At 36.1% G+C, this 19302-nt stretch carries 19 protein-coding genes; 9 read left to right on the top strand and 10 right to left on the bottom strand.

The genetic code is table 11. The annotated features are described in order from the left end of the window. The first annotated feature begins 68 nt into the window (after positions 1 to 68). The 4 genes from ACPF63_RS14580 to msrB all read left to right on the top strand — a co-directional run bounded on the left by ACPF63_RS14580 (position 69) and on the right by msrB (position 2537). Entirely contained in the window at positions 69 to 623 is a 555-nt protein-coding gene (locus ACPF63_RS14580) for a sigma-70 family RNA polymerase sigma factor (RefSeq protein WP_426480407.1), read from the top strand. Between the two features lie 6 nt (positions 624 to 629). Next, the gene (locus tag ACPF63_RS14575; protein ID WP_426480406.1) at positions 630 to 899 is read left to right on the top strand and encodes a hypothetical protein; all 270 of its coding nucleotides are present in this window, start codon (positions 630 to 632) and stop codon (positions 897 to 899) included. Between the two features lie 79 nt (positions 900 to 978). Continuing rightward, on the top strand, positions 979 to 1422 hold the full coding sequence (locus ACPF63_RS14570; RefSeq protein WP_180565454.1) for a DUF417 family protein: 444 nt from the start codon (positions 979 to 981) through the stop codon (positions 1420 to 1422). A gap of 17 nt (positions 1423 to 1439) precedes the next feature. After that, the gene (gene msrB, locus ACPF63_RS14565; RefSeq protein ID WP_426480405.1) at positions 1440 to 2537 is read left to right on the top strand and encodes a peptide-methionine (R)-S-oxide reductase MsrB; all 1098 of its coding nucleotides are present in this window, start codon (positions 1440 to 1442) and stop codon (positions 2535 to 2537) included. 218 nt (positions 2538 to 2755) lie between these two features. On the opposite strand, the gene ACPF63_RS14560 is transcribed toward msrB, so the two are convergent. Together ACPF63_RS14560 and ACPF63_RS14555 are read right to left on the bottom strand one after the other, a co-directional pair. Then, positions 2756 to 3601: an ABC transporter permease gene (locus tag ACPF63_RS14560; protein ID WP_426480404.1), complete on the bottom strand. Its 846-nt coding sequence runs from the start codon at positions 3599 to 3601 to the stop codon at positions 2756 to 2758. Between the two features lie 2 nt (positions 3602 to 3603). Continuing rightward, a complete protein-coding gene (locus tag ACPF63_RS14555) occupies positions 3604 to 4506 on the bottom strand; it encodes an ABC transporter ATP-binding protein (protein WP_426480403.1) in 903 nt (300 codons plus the stop codon). Between the two features lie 116 nt (positions 4507 to 4622). Here ACPF63_RS14555 and ACPF63_RS14550 point away from each other — a divergent pair, with 116 nt between their 5' ends. From ACPF63_RS14550 to ACPF63_RS14535, 4 genes are all read left to right on the top strand, one after another. Continuing rightward, entirely contained in the window at positions 4623 to 5978 is a 1356-nt protein-coding gene (locus ACPF63_RS14550; protein ID WP_077415383.1) for an ATP-binding protein, read from the top strand. Positions 5979 to 6069: 91 nt separating this feature from the next. Continuing rightward, positions 6070 to 7176 carry an NAD(P)/FAD-dependent oxidoreductase gene (locus ACPF63_RS14545; RefSeq protein WP_426480402.1) on the top strand — a complete coding sequence of 369 codons (1107 nt, stop codon included), beginning with the start codon at positions 6070 to 6072 and terminating at the stop codon, positions 7174 to 7176. A 112-nt stretch (positions 7177 to 7288) separates the two neighbouring features. Next, the gene (prfB, locus tag ACPF63_RS14540; RefSeq protein ID WP_426480401.1) at positions 7289 to 8401 is read left to right on the top strand and encodes a peptide chain release factor 2; all 1113 of its coding nucleotides are present in this window, start codon (positions 7289 to 7291) and stop codon (positions 8399 to 8401) included. 86 nt (positions 8402 to 8487) lie between these two features. After that, positions 8488 to 9186 carry a DedA family protein gene (locus ACPF63_RS14535; protein ID WP_077415379.1) on the top strand — a complete coding sequence of 233 codons (699 nt, stop codon included), beginning with the start codon at positions 8488 to 8490 and terminating at the stop codon, positions 9184 to 9186. A gap of 299 nt (positions 9187 to 9485) precedes the next feature. On the opposite strand, the gene ACPF63_RS14530 is transcribed toward ACPF63_RS14535, so the two are convergent. From ACPF63_RS14530 to ACPF63_RS14520, 3 genes are all read right to left on the bottom strand, one after another. Next, positions 9486 to 10355, bottom strand: a complete 870-nt coding sequence (locus ACPF63_RS14530; protein WP_426480400.1) for an alpha/beta hydrolase — start codon at positions 10353 to 10355, stop codon at positions 9486 to 9488. 50 nt (positions 10356 to 10405) lie between these two features. Continuing rightward, positions 10406 to 11797, bottom strand: a complete 1392-nt coding sequence (locus ACPF63_RS14525) for a serine hydrolase (protein ID WP_426480399.1) — start codon at positions 11795 to 11797, stop codon at positions 10406 to 10408. A gap of 125 nt (positions 11798 to 11922) precedes the next feature. Continuing rightward, the gene (locus ACPF63_RS14520; protein ID WP_426480398.1) at positions 11923 to 12399 is read right to left on the bottom strand and encodes a tetratricopeptide repeat protein; all 477 of its coding nucleotides are present in this window, start codon (positions 12397 to 12399) and stop codon (positions 11923 to 11925) included. Between the two features lie 155 nt (positions 12400 to 12554). On the opposite strand from ACPF63_RS14520, the gene ACPF63_RS14515 reads away from it, so the two are divergent. Next, the gene (locus ACPF63_RS14515) at positions 12555 to 13439 is read left to right on the top strand and encodes a DUF808 family protein (protein WP_180565460.1); all 885 of its coding nucleotides are present in this window, start codon (positions 12555 to 12557) and stop codon (positions 13437 to 13439) included. Between the two features lie 297 nt (positions 13440 to 13736). Here ACPF63_RS14515 and ACPF63_RS14510 read toward each other — a convergent pair whose 3' ends face one another. The 5 genes from ACPF63_RS14510 to ACPF63_RS14490 all read right to left on the bottom strand — a co-directional run bounded on the left by ACPF63_RS14510 (position 13737) and on the right by ACPF63_RS14490 (position 19257). After that, entirely contained in the window at positions 13737 to 14417 is a 681-nt protein-coding gene (locus ACPF63_RS14510) for a DUF4304 domain-containing protein (protein WP_426480397.1), read from the bottom strand. A 98-nt stretch (positions 14418 to 14515) separates the two neighbouring features. Next, the gene (dnaJ, locus tag ACPF63_RS14505) at positions 14516 to 15634 is read right to left on the bottom strand and encodes a molecular chaperone DnaJ (protein WP_077415369.1); all 1119 of its coding nucleotides are present in this window, start codon (positions 15632 to 15634) and stop codon (positions 14516 to 14518) included. A 101-nt stretch (positions 15635 to 15735) separates the two neighbouring features. Further along, positions 15736 to 16275, bottom strand: a complete 540-nt coding sequence (locus tag ACPF63_RS14500; protein WP_394349733.1) for a nucleotide exchange factor GrpE — start codon at positions 16273 to 16275, stop codon at positions 15736 to 15738. 205 nt (positions 16276 to 16480) lie between these two features. Then, entirely contained in the window at positions 16481 to 17815 is a 1335-nt protein-coding gene (locus tag ACPF63_RS14495) for an Nramp family divalent metal transporter (RefSeq protein WP_180565463.1), read from the bottom strand. A gap of 113 nt (positions 17816 to 17928) precedes the next feature. After that, positions 17929 to 19257, bottom strand: coding sequence for a DUF937 domain-containing protein (locus ACPF63_RS14490; RefSeq protein ID WP_426480396.1), 1329 nt, complete (start codon positions 19255 to 19257; stop codon positions 17929 to 17931). Positions 19258 to 19302 lie beyond the last annotated feature (45 nt).

Genomic DNA, 19302 nt, shown 5'->3' with positions numbered 1-19302 from the left:
AATTTTGCAATTTCCCGCTTAACTTATTACCTTCGCTGTGATCTGAGATAAGACAAAAAATCCTTCCCATGACAAAAGATGAAGAATTGAAAAGCTGGATAGAGCAATATTCCGGACCGCTTTTGAAGCGGGCACTGTATGTACTTTCTAATAAAGAAGATGCACAGGATGTTGTTCAGGAAGTTTTTCTTGCGGCATATTCAGCCCATGATTCTTTTGAAGGAAAAAGCAATCCTCTCACCTGGCTGATGGCAATTCTGAACAGGAAAGTTGCAGATTTTTACCGGAAAAAGTATAAATCTGAACCTAATATCAGACTTGATCATTTTTTTGATGAAACAGGCTCATGGAAACAAAATGATGTTTTAAATGACTGGAATATATCAGGTGGCGGAGATGAACTTTTAGACAGTGCAGACTTTAATAAAACATTGGAGGAATGTATCGAAGAATTGCCCGCCAGATGGAAGATCCTGGTTAAAATGTATTATATCGAAGAAAAAAAAGCACCGGAAGTAAGTCAGGAATTGAATGTTTCTACGACTAATCTTTGGAAGATTTTGCAAAGAAGCCGTATGCAGCTCAGAGAATGTCTGGAGTTTAACTGGTTTTCAAAATCATAAGAAAAAATGATAAGAAGAATACTACATATATTATTTTTACCATGCAGTGAAGCTACTTTACTGATGGAAAAAAGGAATGCCCAATCCATTTCTGCCAGAGAAAACAGGATGCTCAGCATGCATCTGATGATCTGCAAATGGTGCAGAATGTACAATGAAAAGCTGGCACTTCTGGATAAAGTTTTTAAAAAGAAATTTTCTGAACAGGAAACTGAAATTAATGAGTCTGAAATTCAGGATTTTAAAAATAAAATGATCGATAAATTAAATTTCTAAGAAAATTTCTGTCAGGATTGTAAAAAGGCTCCGACTATACTATTGAAAACAATAAAGTATTCAATTAAAATCTTAAAACATGGTCGGAACAGTACAGGAATCTAAAAATCAATTAACCCGGGCCGGGTATTATATCTCCCTCTTCGGAGCAGCTCTTATTTTGCTGTGGATCGGTATTTTCAAATTTACCCCTACAGAAGCAGCCGCCATAAAACCTTTGGTGGAAAACCATTTCTTAACTTTTTTCGTATATAAGATTATGAGCGCCCAGGCAGTGTCAAATCTTATCGGAGTGATAGAAATTATCATTGCATTACTCCTGATATTTAGTGCGAAATTTGCTGTACTGAAGAAGTATGCAGGAATAGGAATGATTGTCACTTTTCTGGTAACCTTAAGCTATTTGTTTACAACACCGGGAATCTGGAAAATAGTGGATGGAGTGCCTGTGACGGATTTCTTTATTTTAAAAGACCTTATGCTTTTAGGATTTGGATTAATGATCGTTCAAAATAATAAGTAATGAATAAAAAGGTAAAAATGAAAAATATATTAATCGTACTCGGAATCATTCTGGGTATAGCAGTTTTTGCTGCAGGATCCGGGCTTTTTAAGAACAAGAAGCCCAATGAAGTGGAAGTAAAAAAAGAAAATGAGAAAATTATGGATAGTAAAAACGTTAAAGAGATTTATTTTGCAGGGGGATGTTTCTGGGGAACAGAGCATTTTTTTCAACAGATTCGTGGAGTTGTAGGAACAGATGTGGGATATGCCAACGGAAATACCCAAAACCCTACTTATGAAGAAGTGGTAAGCCATACTACAGGTTTTGCTGAAACAGTGAAAGTGAAGTATGACCCTGAGCAGGTAGATCTGAAACTGTTAATTGACCTTTATTTTAAAACCATTGACCCTACCAGCAAAGATCAACAGGGAAATGACAGAGGAAACCAGTACAGAACAGGAATCTATTTCACCAACAAAACAGATGAAGCTATTGTAAAAGATGAAGTTCAGAAACTGGCAAAAAATTATAATAAACCTTTATTGGTAGAAACTATTCCACTAAAAAACTTCTACAGAGCAGAAGATTATCACCAGGATTATCTGGATAAAAATCCGGGAGGTTACTGCCACATTGAACCGGGACTTTTTGAAATGGCCAAAAAAGCCAATCCGCTTCCAAAGCCAATGTATCAAAAACAGGATAAAAAAGTTTTAAAAGAAAAATTATCCGCAGAACAGTATAATGTTACCCAGGAAAACGGTACAGAAAGACCTTTTCAGAATGAATACTGGAACGAAACCCGTGAAGGAATTTATGTAGATATTACAACAGGAGAACCTTTGTTTATCTCTACAGATAAATTTGAATCCGGCTGTGGATGGCCAAGTTTCTCAAAACCTATTACAAAGGCTTTGATTGATGAAAAGCTGGATCGTACCCATGGTATGGATAGAGTAGAAGTAAGAAGTAAAACCGGTGATGCCCATTTGGGACATGTCTTTACAGATGGACCACAGGATAAAGGAGGACTTCGTTACTGTATCAACAGTGCTTCTCTGAAATTTATTCCAAAAGCTGAAATGGAAACAAAAGGATACGGAAAATATCTTCCGTTGTTAGATAAAAAGTAATGTGAAAGGAAGGCTGCCAAATGGCAGCCTTTTTATTTTTGAATTAATGATGTAATTGAAATCTTTCTTTGATGCTGAGTATAGATAACTGCATGGTTTGCTTTTGACAAAGCAGAATGAAAATATTAAGCCAAAAAAAGTGATCCGAAAACGAACCACTTAAAAATAATCTTTAAATATTTTTAATTATTCAATCTTTAAATTCTAAACATTAAGATCTACCAATCCCTTTTTCTCAAAATCCAGTACGATCCAAATATGAATAGGACAGACCAAACCAGACAAGCAATAAGGCTTTCAGTAGGGTAGTGGAATTCATATTTTACGCCCATCATTTTCACCATATTTAATCTCATCATCGGATTAGGAATAAGGCTGGACATGCTTTCCAACGGCAAAAGATGCGTTATAAAAAAGTCATTCTGAAGAACTTCATTTCTCTGCGTCCCCTGCATTCCTCTTACTTTAGAGAAAACTTCAACAGCTGTTAAAATTCCTTCCCCAATCCAGAAGACAAAAAGGGCAAGAAATACAAACACCGATTTTCTCAGTAAAATGGAAAGAAACATTAAGAAACAGAAGAACGTAAACAGTTTTACAAAGTAATTTCCAATGAAGAAGATCTCAGCAAAAACTTTTGCTGATTCTTTTGTATTTGAATATTGATAACCAAGAAATATAGTGATACCCAATACAATCACCGTAGAAACAATGGTGAAAATACTTATCGTCAGCAGTTTTGAAGTGATAAATTCTTTTCTGCTCAATCCATCAATCGTATTCTGCTTGAACATTCTGTTGCTGAATTCCTGTGAAATAGAGAAGACAATAATCAGTCCCAGAAAAATTTTCAGTAAAGCGACAATCCATGTGGTGAAGTTCCAGATTTCCGGAAAATTATAAATTCCCTGCTCTTTTAAATTAATGGTTCCCCCAAAAATATCAAAATCAACCAATCCAATGAAGAGCAAAGCAATAAGAATGGCGAAATAAAGTATTGTGAAAACCTTGAATGGTTTGTAATTCAGGTTTTTATAGTATTCCAGTTTTAATAATTTTATCATGACTAGTTGGTGTTTTTTACAAGTTCAAGGAATTGTGATTCAAGAGATAGTTTTTTCTTGGCCAAATGAGATAAGAAAATCCCTTTTTCCGCCAGCTTCTGATTCAGTGCTGAAGCTGAAATTGACACATCATCACGGATCTGGGCTTTAATATAATCCCTGTCCTGATTGACGAAGCTAAACCACGGTAATTCGTTCAATGTATTGAAAAGTAATATGTTATTATCAGCTTTCAGTTCAAAATATCCGTTGTTGGAAGTCATTTCATCTACTCTTCCACAGTAGATGGAGTTTCCTTCTTTCAATACAATGACATGGCTGCAGATTTTTTCAATTTCATCCAAAAGGTGGCTGGCAATAATAATCGTGATTCCCTGCTTGGCAATATCGCTGATGATCTCTCTGATCTGAATAATTCCTTCCGGATCCAGTCCGTTGGTCGGTTCATCCAATATCATTACTTCAGGGTTGTTCAGCATAGCTGAAGCGATGGCAAGACGTTGTTTCATTCCCAGAGAAAAGGTTTTGAAGGTATCTTTTCTCCTTTCATACAGATTAACGGTTTTCAAAACTTCATCAATCCTTGAATAGGGAGCATTTTTAATTTCTGCTACAATTTTAAGATTGGTTTCTGCACTTAGATAAGGATAAAAGTTAGGCTGCTCAATAATAGCTCCTATCTTTTTTAAAGTTTCAGGATCTGTTCCTTTTTTGCCGAACCAGAACCAGTCTCCACTGGTAGGATTGATGGTGGAAAGCAGCATTCCGAAAGTGGTGGATTTTCCACTTCCATTCGGTCCCAATAGCCCATAAACATTTCCTTTTTCAACATCAAAAGAAATATTGTTGACGACAACTCTTTTGAATTTTTTTGTCAAATTTTTTACTGATAAAATCTTTTCCATGTAATTTGTTTTACATAGTAGTAGTCTATATAAATTAGATAATGTTACAGAATTATCATAAATCAATGTCAATTTATTGGTAAATACATTAAATTTGATAGAATTAACCAAGACTTATGAAGCTAATTGAACTGGCAGAAGAACTGAATGTTTCTGCAGAAGCCATAAAACAGTTTATACAGGATTTCGATCTTGAATTGGTAGACTGTGTCAGTACGAATTTTGAAGTAAAAGAAGATTTTGAAAAATTTGCCCGTGAAAACGTAGACTTTTTAAGATTATACGAAAAAGATCTGGACAAAAATAAAACGCTGGAGCAGATTGCCAAAGTTATCAATCAGCCTAAAGACAAGGTAGAAAAGGTGATTAAAGATAACAACCTCAATATTTTTGATAATGGTTTTTTCAAATCTTCCATATCAAGTTATGGAATTGATAACAAATTAGGCGGAAACTATAAGTTTGTCTATGATTATTTCGGGAGTAAAACCAGCCTTCAGCAAAGAGATTTCATAGGATACAGAGATCTGTTTTTTTATACATCCACTGTTCTGGAACCCTTCCTGAATCCACAGCAGATCAAAGACTGGGGAATCAACAAGCCTGCAGGAATTATTTTGTATGGCCCTCCGGGAAGCGGTAAGATATTTTGGGCGAATAAGATTGCTGAAATTATTGGCTATCAGTTTAAAGAAGTCAAAAAACACTATTTGGGAACTTCGCTGATTGACGGAAATGAAATCAACTTCAGTGATTTTCTATTAAATATGATGAAGGAAAACAAAATGCTGCTCTTTATGGATGATTTTGATGAAATTATGATGCAGAGAAGAGCAGAAACAGATGTTGCTTCCTGTAATCTTGAAGCTCAGGAGCTTATCCTTCATTATATCGGAAAATTTGAAAAAGAAGGTGTTCTGATGGTGGGTTCTGCCAATTCAGTTTCAGAAATTGACGAAGAAATTCTTGCTCCGGGAAGATTTGATGTCATGATCCCGATTTTTCCTCCCAATGCCTCAGAGCGGTCAGAAATCATTTTATATGCCATGACCAGAGGATTGGAAGAAGATTCTTTGCTTTATAAAATACTTAAAAACAACAAAGCAGATAAAATCCCTTTCTGGCATGAAATATCATCAAAGATGAAAGCCTTCAGCAATACGATGCTGATAGATTTTACCCAAAGTTTAAAGAAAAGAATTAAAAATCTTTATCAAAGAACCAGAAACGAGAAGCTGAAAATTGATCAGAATCTTTTGAGTGGAGCGTTAAGGGATGCAGGTTCCAAGCTTACTGAAGAATATCTTGATCAGGTGGCCCGGTTCTTAGCCGATGCCATTATCAATAATTTTGATGATTTTAAATTTAGGATTCAGGCATTGAAGAGCGAATTGGAAACCTACAGAGTTGTTGAAGAACCACAGAGAGCTATCGGATTTCAGCATAATGACGAGGAGAAAGACAAAGGGTAAGGGAATTCAAAGTTTAAGGTTCAAGGTTTAGAGTTTAAAGTTTTGCATTCATAAATATATTTTACATTTTACAAAAAATTACTCATCACTCATGAACAGCATCTGGGAACTGGACACTTTCTACAGGAAAAGAGATATCATTATCATTGGTTCCGGGTTTTCCGGGCTCTGGACAGCTATATCCATTAAGGAGAAGTATCCTGAAAAATCTGTTCTTATCATTGAACGGAATGCTATTCCACTGGGTGCTTCAACGAGGAATGCCGGGTTTGCCTGTTTCGGAAGCTTTACCGAAGTCATTGCAGATTCACAGAAAATGGGTTGGGAAAAAACTCTGGAGCTTGTTAAAATGAGATTTGAGGGTCTTCAGAAAATTCAACATTATTTCAAAAATGATGAAATTGATTTTGAACGTAATGGAGGCTATGAAGTTTTAAATAGCGAAGAACCTTTATCCCATATGGATTCCGTCAATGAAAAGCTGAAAGTAATAACTGGTCTGGATCAAACATATAGTCTGAAACAGGATAAAATACAGCAATTCGGGTTGGGAAAATCTGCATTTCTGATTGAAAATCCTTGTGAAGGAAGTCTGCATTCGGGAAAGCTGTTGCAGAAGCTTTTGGAAAAATGTCATGAGCTGAAGGTAGAATTCTTATTCGGAAAAGAGGTTGAAAATATTGAAGAAAGCCCCCTTGAGGTTGAGATTCGTCTTTCCGGTGATATTTCTGTAAAAGCAGATAAAATGATCTATTGCACCAATGCATTCACCTCCAGATTCCTGGGAAAAGAAAATATCATTCCAGCCCGTGGACAAATTCTTCTGACAGAGCCCATAGAAAGATTGAAGCTGAAAGGAACTTTTCACTATGATGAAGGGTATTATTATTTCAGGAATGTAGGAAACCGGGTTCTGTTGGGTGGTGGAAGAAATCAGGATTTTAAGACAGAAGAAACAACGGCTTTTGAAACGACAGAATTTCTGCAAAATCATTTGGAAAACTTTTTAAAAGAAGTCATACTTCCTTATACAGATTTTAAAATAGCACTTCGCTGGTCAGGAATCATGGCCATGGGTTCGGAAAAGACTCCTATTGTAAAACAGCTTTCAGAAAGACAGTTTTGTGCAGTAAGACTTTCAGGAATGGGAGTTGCCCTGGCTCCTAAGATTGGTGAGATAATGGCTGATATTATTTAAAATAAAGAGGTGTACCAATCTCCAATCCGAACTCAAAACTTGAAACCCGGAACTTTAAACTCAAAACGCTCCACTCTAAAAGAATTCCTTATTTTTGCAAAAAGAAAAATTCGTGATTAACAACGACCAGATAAAAGAAGTTCAATCCAGGATTGAAGACTTACACAGATACCTTCAGATTGAAAAAAAGAAGATAGAAATTGCCAATGATGATGAGAAAACAGCAGCACCTGAATTTTGGGACAACCCGAAAATTGCTGAAGCATTCTTAAAGCAGCTTCGTTCCAAGAAAAAATGGGTGGAAGGTTATGATGAAATTCAGACACAATTTGAAGATATACAGGTCTTAGTGGATTTTGCTAAGGAAGATCCGGATTCTGAAAAGGAACTGGATGAGACATTTCCGCAATTGGTTGAAAAAATTGAGGACCTTGAATTCAAAAATATGCTTTCCAACGAAGGGGATGAGCTTTCTGCTGTTCTTCAGATCACAGCTGGAGCTGGAGGTACAGAAAGCTGCGACTGGGCAGCTATGCTGATGAGAATGTATACGATGTGGGCAGAAAAACAAGGATATAAAATCCGTGAGCTGAACTTTCAGGAGGGTGATGTAGCCGGCGTGAAGACGGTTACCCTGGAAATTGAAGGGGAATTTGCTTTTGGATACTTAAGAGGTGAAAATGGAGTACACCGTTTGGTAAGAATTTCGCCTTTTGACAGTAATGCGAAACGTCATACCAGCTTTGTTTCCGTATATGTTTATCCTTTAGTAGATGATACGATCGAAATTAATATTAACCCTGCCGATATATCTTTTGAAACGATGAGGTCTTCCGGAGCAGGAGGGCAGAACGTAAACAAGGTAGAAACCGCTGTACGTCTTCGTCACGCACCAACCGGAATTATCATTGAAAACTCAGAATCCCGTTCCCAGCTTCAGAATAAAGAAAAAGCCATGCAGCTCCTTCGTTCAAGACTCTATGAGATGGAATTGGAAGAGCGTATGAAGGCAAGAAATGAGATAGAAGCCAACAAAATGAAAATCGAGTGGGGAAGCCAGATCCGAAATTACGTAATGCATCCTTACAAACTCGTGAAAGATGTACGCTCAGGTCATGAAACTTCAGATGTGGATGCCGTAATGAATGGGAATCTTACCCCATTCTTAAAAGCATTTCTAATGGCCGATGGGACTGCCGTTTCAGATGATGACCTCGACTTATAAAAATCATGTCTGAATTTTAGTTAAAATCTTATAATTAATTTTTGTTTCAGACATTTTAGACCTATTTTTGTTGTTCATCGATATTTATGGAAGATTTCAATAGCTGGAAGGATTTATTAAACCCGGAGTTTTATATTAAAATGGGAGGGTTTTGGCTTATTTTGTTTATTGTATTTGCTGAAACAGGACTTTTTGTAGGGTTTTTCCTGCCAGGAGATTCACTTTTGTTCGTTTCAGGGATTTATGCCGTTGAAATCATCAAAGAGACTTTTGGCTCTACGGGCAGTGATTTCTTAGATACTACATTATTGGCTTCAGGAGTAGCTCTTGCCGCTATTATTGGAAATGAGGTAGGATATTATTTTGGAAGGAAGGCAGGACCTGCTTTATATAAAAGACCGGATTCAATGCTTTTCAAGAAAAAATACCTTTACCAGGCTCATGATTTCTTTGAAAAACATGGGGCACTAGCAATTATTATGGCTAGATTCTTACCTGTTGTAAGAACTTTTACCCCAATTGTAGCAGGGATTGTAAAGATGGACAAAAAGGAATTTTTAAGAGATAATGTTATTGGTGCCGTGTTATGGTCATTTATTTTGATCTTTGCCGGACATTATCTGGATAAACTTTTTATGGAACAGTTTGGAATCAACTTAAAAGAAAAACTGGAATATATCATCATCGTAATTGTATTGGTAACAACACTTCCGGTAATCTTCAAGTTTGTTTTCGGAAAAAAAGAAGATCTTTCTAAAAAATACGAGGACCAGGACTTTAAATAATAAATAATTCAATCAAAAAATATCAAGCCATCTCAGAAATGAGGTGGCTTTTATGTATCTAGTAATGTTTTTTTAACACGCAAAGCTCACAATGTTATTATCATGCTCTGCTACTTTTCGCTCATAAGGGTGTTTCACTTAGCTAAGTAATCTGCCTCGCTGAACGAAGTGTCTTTGCGAACAATAAAATAATGAGCTTCAAGATTCCTTTGCATTCATAGCGTATTTGTTAAATACATCTACTATTCGAAGATTAATTTTTTGTACTGGGTATTTAAAGATTCTTTGCATTAAAGAGATTATTTTTTGATCCATTCCAGAATGTTGGGATAGATAATGCTGTCTCTTTTTCTTTTACTGAATAATCTTGGTACATGGCCTGCTCCTTTCATGAAGATAAACTTGTGTGGAATATTCATTTGGGTAAGAGCTGAGTCCATCGCAATTCCCTGATGCTGATTGACCAGGAAGTCATTGTTACCCTGAAACAACAAGGTAGGAACATTGGTAATATTGGCTATAGGGCTGGCTTCCTTAAAGGCTTCAGACACATTTTTCCGGTCAAATTTACTGCCTACCACCTTTTGAATAGTTGGAGAAGTATATTTGGAATAGAAAGATTTAAGATATCCAGAACTGTAGAAATCTGTAGGTCCGCTTAGAGAAATAATTTTTTTGATCTGATCAGAATGCTGATATCCGTAAAGCAGCGCCAAATGTCCGCCGGCACTTTCTCCCAGAAGAATATAATTGTTGGGCAGAAGTTCTGCTTTTTCTGTTAAAGAATTGAATTTTTCAATCACCAGACCAATATCTTCAACCTGCTGTTTGTAAGTGATTTTTTTCTTTTCAGAAACCAATCTGTAATTCATGCTGATACTCGGAATTCTGTTTTCAAAAAGCATTTTCTGAATCTGTATCATATGCTCTTTTTTGCCTAAAGTCCAGGCCCCGCCATGAATGATAAGAACTACAGGAGAATCTTCAGCATAATCTTTGGGAAGAAAGACATCCATTTTCTGCCTTTTATGTTCACCATATTTCAAATTGTAAATTTTCTGCTGGCCTCCCGGGCCTACCCAGACTCTGAACCTTGTATTGCAGGACTGCAGCAGAAAACCGAAGCATCCCATCACAAAAAAATGATACCTGAGAATGAGCTTTTTCATACTTAAATTTACAAAAAAAATCTATGGATTATGACACAATCAATGCGTGATTATAACTTTTCTGCTGTTTTTGACGAAAGTCCTTTTTTAATTGTAATAACATCTTTTTCTCCCTTTTTTAAAATAAAAGAAATTTCGGTATCATCATCCTGAAGGAAAAATAGATCCTCTTTTTCAGCCAGCATTTTTACTTTAGGATCTTTATTGCTTTGTATAAAAAGCTGACCGTTTTCGTATAGAATATGAATCACGCTGTTATCGGCAAGCTGATAATCACCAACGTATTTTTTAATTATATCAGCACTTAACACAGCTTCCTTCTTTGGTTGTGGAAGAGTGTAAGGCTGTTCTAAAAGAGCTGCTAAAATAGTGTTGCCTGCTTTCTCCAGTTTTTTACTTGTGATATTGTTCAAAAGAATAATGCATAGATCATCTTCAGGAAGCATAGCAAAATAACTTGTAGAACCCTCTATATTTCCACCATGGTTAATGAGCTTTTTCCCATAAAGATCATCAATAAACCAACCGTAGCCATAGCCGCTCAAAAAAGGTGTTGTCGCTTTTTTAAATGCTTCTTTAGAAACAATTTTATAATCTCTCAATCCCATATAGTAATTGTACAGGTCTTCAACGGTACTGTAGATCTGCCCTGCAGGACCGGTTAATGTGGAATTCCATACTTCGGTTTTTTCCTGTCTTGTTTTTGAAATATAAGAATAGGGAACCGTTTTATATGGACTTTTCAAAGCTAAATAATTAAAGCCTGTGTGACTCATCTTTAGAGGATTCAAGATGATTTTTCTTACTGCATCTTCATAAGAAAGCCCTGTTATTTTCTCAATAATAATTCCAAGGAGAATATATCCTGAATTGGTATACGAGAATTGGGTTCCGGGTTCAAAATCCAAGGGCTCATTTTTAAAAAAAGAAAGCTCTTTATTTTTGGCTATAGATTTTCCGGTGTGAAGCAGGCTGAAATATTCTTTATTTCGCAATACTTCATAAATTCCCGAGGTGTGGGTAAGGAGATGTTCAATGGTGATTTCATTTCCTCTTGGATAATCGGGAATGAACTTTGAAACAGGATCTTTAACAAAAAGTTTGCCCTCTTCACTTAGTTTTACAATGATTAAGGCAGTGAAAGATTTGGTTAAAGAAGCAATCTGATAAACACTTTGCTTCTGATTGAGTATCTTTTTTTCTGCATCCTGCCAACCGTAAGATCTTTCGAAAATGTTTTTATTCTGATAATGGATCAACGCAGTTCCATTAAATTTATTAATTGCAGCATAGGCTTTTATAATGCTGTCTATTTCTTCTTTTTTCTTTTCCTGATTAAAACCGCTTAGATGAGCTTGTGTCTGGGCTTCTGAAGTGGAACAGAATGTACTGAACAGATAAAACAAACATCCTAAAGCTAAAATATGAAATTGACGTTGCATAGATATCAGGTTTTAAAAACGGTTAAAATTAAGCTTAATATTGATAGTGTATAATTCTGTGTTTGTAGGGGTTTGAAATCATATCTCGCAGAAATGTCAGAGATTATTTCGGCTATTGTCTAGGGTTATAAGTTTTCAGCATAGCGGCTCAGAGAATTATTGTATCTGGGCAAATGTTTTGAAATTGCTTTCAATACTATAGACAGTGCTTCTTTGGGCTCTCCTGCTGAAGAAAGGGACAGCGCTAAAAAAGAGTCTACGGCATCATTCAGTTCATCAGAATAATTAGCTTTTTCTTCCCTTAAAATATGAATACTTTCTTCCAGTTTTCCATTATTTCTTAGAGTACTTGCCAGCTGGATTCTTGCTCTTCTTCTTCGTAAACCGTCGAGCCCTTTATCTAATGCAGATCTGTATAAAGGTTCCGCTTCCTTTTCATGTCCGGTGGAGTCAAAAGCGCAGGCTCTTTCAAAATCAGCAATAGCCTGGAAATCCGTTAGTAATTCTACATGATTTTTAATTTGGAGAATAAACTCTTCACTGCTTATTGTTCCAAGTTTTAGCCATATACTTTGTAATTGGGCTTCCCAGTTTTCATCCATTGGATAGATTTTAAACAAAGATATAAAATATTGAAAGTCGAGCATTACTTAATCATTCTTATAATTTTCAAAATTATTGTCAGATTATGAATCCAAAAACGGAATTAAATATTTATTTTTGCTGAACTTAACAAAGATTAAAAAATTATTAAAATATGGCATCAGGCTTTTTTGCAATTTTAGATGATATTGCAGCATTGATGGATGATGTAGCAGTTACCAGTAAGATTGCTACCCAAAAGACAGCAGGGATTTTAGGAGATGACCTTGCTGTAAATGCAGAAAAAGCCACTGGCTTTCTTTCTTCAAGAGAACTTCCAGTTTTATGGGCAATTACAAAAGGTTCTTTTATTAACAAACTGATCATTCTGCCTATTGTTTTTTTACTCAATTGGTTGTATGCTCCGGCTATTAATTATGTATTGATCCTTGGAGGATTATATCTGGCTTTTGAAGGCGTTGAAAAAGTAATAGAATTTCTTTTTCACCGTGACAAAAAGGGTCATGAAGTTATAGAGGAAATTGTAGAAGATGAAAAGAGTTCTGAAGAAATAGAAAAAGAGAAAGTAAAATCGGCAATTACAACGGATTTTATTTTATCAATCGAGATCGTTATTATTGCTTTAGGAACCGTATTGGAAGAAAGTCATCCTTTCATTACGCAGATTTTAGTAACGAGTCTGGTTGCATTTATTGCGACGGTTGGAGTTTATGGAATTGTAGCTTTGATCGTAAGAATGGATGATGCAGGGTTTAAATTAATAAAGAAAAGTAATGATAAAGGTTTTTTCGGAAGACTTGGGCATGTATTAGTGAAGGCTTTACCTATTGTTATTAAAATATTAGGAGTCGTAGGAACAATTGCTTTAATAATGGTTGCTGGTGGAATTTTTCTACATAGGATTGAATTTTTTCATGGCGTACTTCCAACCTGGCCAGATGTTTTGAAAGAACTTACGCTTGGACTTGTTGGTGGGTTAGCAGCGGTTGCCATATTTACTTTAGGAAAAGGGATTTACTCTCTGGCAATAAAAAAATAAAACAGAATTAGAATTAAATAACCAAAAAATCCTGTGCTTGAGAGAGTGCAGGATTTTTTATTAATAAACATGAAAAATTTATCAGTTGACATATTAAAGTTATACCGCATTTTTTGTCATGTGCATTCCCGGGAGATTCATATTCTTTATTAAGTTATGTATTGGTGAACAGACTTTTCAGAATAAGAGTTGCTGTTTTTCTTATCATTTTCAGAATATTATTTTTTTATCATACAGATGATTGAAAAAATGGTTGATAAGAATATTTTTATTGAATTGGGTTAATTTATTGTAAGCTTATTTTATTTTCAATCCATTTATATAGGCTAATTTAATTGTATCAGCGCCGTGAAATTCAGAATAATTGAGATCAATTTCATTTTCTGTTTTTAGTTTCTCGTAAAGTTTAAGAATATTTCCTTTATATGGGCAATTGTTTACAAAATTATTTAGAAAAACTTCAGCAGTATCTTTTTCAGAAAAACTTAAAAGGAAGTCTAAAGGAGAAATAGAATTCTCTGACCATTGATTAAACTTTGTTCCATTGTTTTTTAGAAATTCCACAGCAATTTCCTTAGAATTAAAAATTTTGAAAATTGGGAGGATGTATTTTTCTATATTTTCTGTAATTTCAATAATTGATTTTTCATAAGATAACCCTGCTAAATTCCATTGTTTCCAATTATTATACGGAGTTAAATAACCTATCTGATTTCCAAAAATTAATCCCTGAGCATATTCATTTTTAGTTTGCTCTATCTGCCATTTCTTTAAAATTTTAGAATAGATAGCAATATGGGGAAGGGTCTGAACGGATGAAGAATCATTCCTAAAACTGGACTGAAAATAAATCTCAAAATAGATATCTTTATCAAGGGAAACTTTTTTAAGCCTTTGTCCTTTTTCAAGTGTTTTGAAACCATCCAGCTGAGTGGCAATTTCATTGCAGGCATTTAAAAATATTGTTCTTGTATCCATTTGTTTCTGATAGTATTTTGAATAAATCCAATTGAGGAGCAAAAATAAAAAAATAAAAGAGCATAAAAAAAGAGACTTAAAAAAGTCTCTTTTATATATTAATTGAATAAATCTTTTACTTTATCAAAAAAAGTTTTTTCCTTTCCGGATGGTTCTGCAACCATTTCTCCGCTGGACATCTGCTTTTCAAAGAAATCTTTCTGTTCTTTAGTAAGCTTTTGTGGCGTCCATACATTGATGTGGATAAACATGTCTCCTTTTCCGTAGCTGTCGATACTTGGAAGTCCTTTTCCAGCCAATCTTAAGATCTTTCCGGATTGAGTTCCCGGATCAACAGTAATTTTTACTTTTCCTCCAACAGTAGGAATTTCTTTTTTAGTTCCTAAAGCAGCTTCAGCAAAAGAAACATACAGTTCCTGGTGAAGATTATCGCCTTCTCTTTTGATGATTTGATCTACTTCCTCTTCAATAATTACCAATAAGTCTCCCGGAATTCCACCAAATGGTGCATCATTTCCTTTTCCTCTTACATTAAGCTGGATACCGTCTCTCGCCCCTGCAGGGATATTGATCGTGATTTCCTCTTCATCTTTGATAAGACCTTGTGCATTGGCTCCTGCAGGAATCTTGTCAGCAACTTTTCCAATTCCCTGGCAAGTACTACACGTTGTTTGAGTCTGCATTTGACCGAACATGGTATTCATTACTTTAAGCTGAACACCGGAACCGTTACAGGTAGGACATGTTTTTGAAGTGGCACCTTCTGCCATCTTCATTTTTTTTACTTTAATGGTTTTCTGAGTTCCGTTTACCATTTCCTCAAGGTTCAGCTTGATTCTGATCCTTAAATTAGAACCTTTCACCTGCTGACGACCTCCACCGCCGCCGCCGAATCCTCCGAAACCACCACCGAAAATATCTCCAAACTGGCTGAAAATATCTTCCATATTCATTCCGCCTCCGAAGCCTCCGCCTCCAAATCCGCCGTTTCCTCCTACTCCGGCATGACCGAACTGGTCGTATCTTGCACGTTTCTGATCGTCGCTTAGAACCTCGTAAGCTTCAGCGGCTTCTTTAAATTTTTCTTCAGCCTCCTTATCACCAGGATTTTTATCCGGGTGAAATTTGATAGCCATTTTACGGTATGCTTTTTTTATTTCGTCGGCTGATGCAGATTTGCTGATCTCAAGAACCTCGTAATAATCTCTTTTTGACATGACAATTTTATAATTGATTGTTGATAAATGATAAAAGATATTGTAAAGCTAATAAGTGAAACATTCATCAATTATCACTCACCATTTATCATTTATTAATTTTAATTTCCTGTTACTACTTTTGCAAAACGGATTACTTTATCACCTAAAGTATATCCCGTTTCAATAACGTCTACGATTTTTCCTTTCAAATCTTCTGATGGAGCAGGGATCTGAGTAATCGCTTCATGGAAATCAACATTAAAGCTGTCACCAGCTCTTACTTCCATTGTTTGTAAGCCTTTTTCGGTAAGTTTATTTTTGAATTTCTGATAGATCAGTTCCACCCCTTGAAGGTCAGCCGGATTTCCGTTTTTAGCGATTTCCTTTAATGCTCTTTCAAAATCATCTAAAACCCCTAACATTGAAACCATCATCTCCTGATTAGCATATTGGAAGAATTCCATCTTCTCTTTGCTTGTTCTTTTTTTATAGTTTTCGAATTCAGCATACAATCTGATGTAACGGTCTTTTTCTTCTGCCAAAAGTTCCTCCGGCGAAGGTGCTGCTGTCACATTGTCCTGAGATGTTGCGTCATTCTGAATAGTGTTTTCTTCCTGATTATTGATGCTTTCTTCGTTAATATCCTGGTTTTCCATAATTCAATATTTATTTACTGATTGTTTGACAAAGAGCCTGCCAAATCCAAAATCTGGACATTAAGGCAGAAAAATGCATGATGATGAATAGTGAATAAATCAATCCGCTTCGCTTGTGAATTTGTTGTAGTGTGAAATTAAAAATTGACTATTGACCATTCACTTTAATTATGATCAATAGTCAATTTAAAAACTATCGTTGTATTTTTTATTCTCCCATAAACGTTTGATACAAAAGGTACAGGTTTAAAACAATGATAATAATGGAAATGGCCCAAACGCAGATTTTAAGAAACGGTTTGTTGACAAATTCTCCCATTTTCGCTTTATCATTGGTAAACATAACCAAAGGGACAACAGCAAAACTCAGCTGCATAGATAGAATTACCTGGCTTAAAACCAATAACTCCGTTGTTCCCTGTTCACCATAAAGAATAGCAACAATAAGAGCCGGAATGACGGCAATAAGTCTTGTGATTAGCCTTCTTAGCCACGGTTTTAATCTGATATTTAAAAAACCTTCCATTACAATCTGCCCTGCAAGAGTGCCGGTTAATGTTGAGTTTTGTCCGGATGCCAATAAAGCAATAGCAAACGCAATACTTGCCATGGAAGCTCCCAGAATAGGGGTCAGCATTTTATAGGCATCATGGATATCTGCAACATGTTCGTTTCCTGTTGTATGGAATGTGGCTGCTGCCAGAATAAGGATTGCAGCATTAATGAAGAATGCCAGCATCAATGAAACCGTGCTGTCCAGGGTCGCAAACTTTATGGCCTCTTTTTTTCCTTCTGTATCCCGGGTATAATCTCTGGTCTGTACAATGCTGCTGTGCAGATACAGGTTGTGGGGCATTACTGTAGCTCCTAAGATCCCGATGGCAATATAAAGCATTGCGGGATTCTGAATGATTTCTTTTTGAGGAACCAATCCTCCCAGAATTTCATTGAAAGCAGGCTTAGAAATAACGATTTCATAGACAAAACATGCCAGGATAATGAATATAAGACCTCCTACAATACTTTCAATCCATCGGAAACCTTTGGCCTGAAGTAAGAGAATAATTAAAACATCCACTGTGGTAATGACAATTCCCCAGGTCAGCGGAATATGAAATAACAGGTTTAATGCTATGGCGGAACCAATGACCTCGGCGAGATCACAGGCCGCAATGGCTATTTCACAAAATACCCAGAGAATAAAATTGGTGGTAGGGCTGAAGTGATCCCTGCAGGCCTGTGCAAGATCTCTTTCAGCAACAACTCCGAGTTTCACGGACAGATGCTGTAGAACCATCGCAAAAATGTTGGAAATAAGAATTACGGATAGCAGGGTATATCCAAACTGAGCTCCTCCGGCGATATCCGTAGCCCAGTTTCCCGGATCCATATATCCTACGGCAATCATCAGTCCCGGTCCTGCAAAGGCAAGATATTTCCTCCAAAAATTTGCATTTTTAGGAACTTTGATCGATGAATAAACCTCTGATAAGGAATGAGATGTTTTATCTTTTCGCCAGGCGTTTTTTATATTGAAATTCATAAATGTTAGAAATGACTAACAAATTTAATTAAATAAATGTAAATAGAAAAATCACTGCATGAAAAAATCCCGGGAAATCATTCCCGGGATCTAATTTTTATTGAATCTAAAGATTATTTTGCAAATCTTACAGACATTTTTCTATCAGCAGCTCTTTCCGCATCAGAAGCTTTAGCGTCTACTTTAGCAAATTGGCTTCCGTATCCGTCAGCAGCAATTACCTGAGCTCCAACTCCTGCTTTGCCTAGAGCGGCCTTGATAAATTCAGCTCTGGCCTTTGATAATTTTACGTTAGAAGCTTCGTTTCCGGTTTTATCTGTATAACCTCCGATTTTGATTTTTGCATCAGGGAAAGCTTTAAGGATAGCTACCAGGTTATCCAGCTGGCCTTGTGAACCTGCTTCAAGTTCAGTAGAACTTCCCATTTTGAAATTAACATGGTCGAAATCGTACCATTTATCTTTCAATGCTGAATCATCAGCTGCATTTTTGTAAGCTCCGGATTTCAGGAAAGTAATCATCTGATCCTCCATACCGCCTTTATAACCTTTTAACATCACACCATTAAGATCAATGTTTTCATCGGTTTTAGCAGTAGCCGGAACAGGTGTTGCAGTTCCTGTTGTAGCTGTATCTGCAGTAGAACTTGTTGTTGCTGAGTCAGACGTACTGGTAGTTGTGGTAGTCGTCTGTTTTTTCTCGCACTGTTTCCATAAGAAATATCCGGCTGCCAATAACAGTAAAAGCGGAAGCAGCCATTTCCAGATGGAGCCTCCGCCTTGATTATTGTTATTATTATCGTTAAATTGTTCTCTTATTTCTCTTGCTCCTTCAGAAACATTTTCTCTTGCTGTAGCAACACCTTCTGCGATGTTATCTTTAGCAGTAGAAGTTACCGAAGAAACTGTTTCCTTCGCCTGGCCAAACCAATTTTCAGCTCCTAATCCAAAGGAAGCCAAAGAAAGACCTGCTGGCAATAAGGAAGAAATAATGCCTTTCTGATCGTTCAGCAAGCTGGAAATACCTGAAGCACCCAAATTATTGTCTGCCGCATATTTTCCAACCGTGCCTACCGTAGCTCCAGTCACCAGGTTTAACAAAGAACCTGCAGAGGTATTGCTTACTCCTGAAAAACTGGCAATGGAATTGACCAATCCGCTTATTTTATCTCCAAAAATTGAAGACAACAAGTTAGAAATAATAGGGTTGCTAGATGAACCACCTAATAGATTTCCTAAAATTCCACTTGAAGAGGCTTGTGTAATAGCTTCCACAACGCCAGGCTTATCTGCACTATTGGCTAATCCACCTACTACAGCAGGTAATAATCCACCAATTGCTTTAGAAATACCGGATTCACTTTCTCCAAACTGCGAAGCAGCCTGTGAAACTAAAGCGGGACCTAATTGTCCTTTAATTAAATCAATGACATTTAAAGACATAATAATAAATTTTTTTGATTAATGTTGAGATAAATTTAAACAAAA

The organism is Chryseobacterium sp. R2ACT005 (assembly GCF_049949215.1).
Taxonomy (GTDB): domain Bacteria; phylum Bacteroidota; class Bacteroidia; order Flavobacteriales; family Weeksellaceae; genus Chryseobacterium.
The sequence above is the reverse complement of the archived record's forward strand: the minus strand, read 5'-3'. Positions and strand labels throughout refer to the sequence as shown.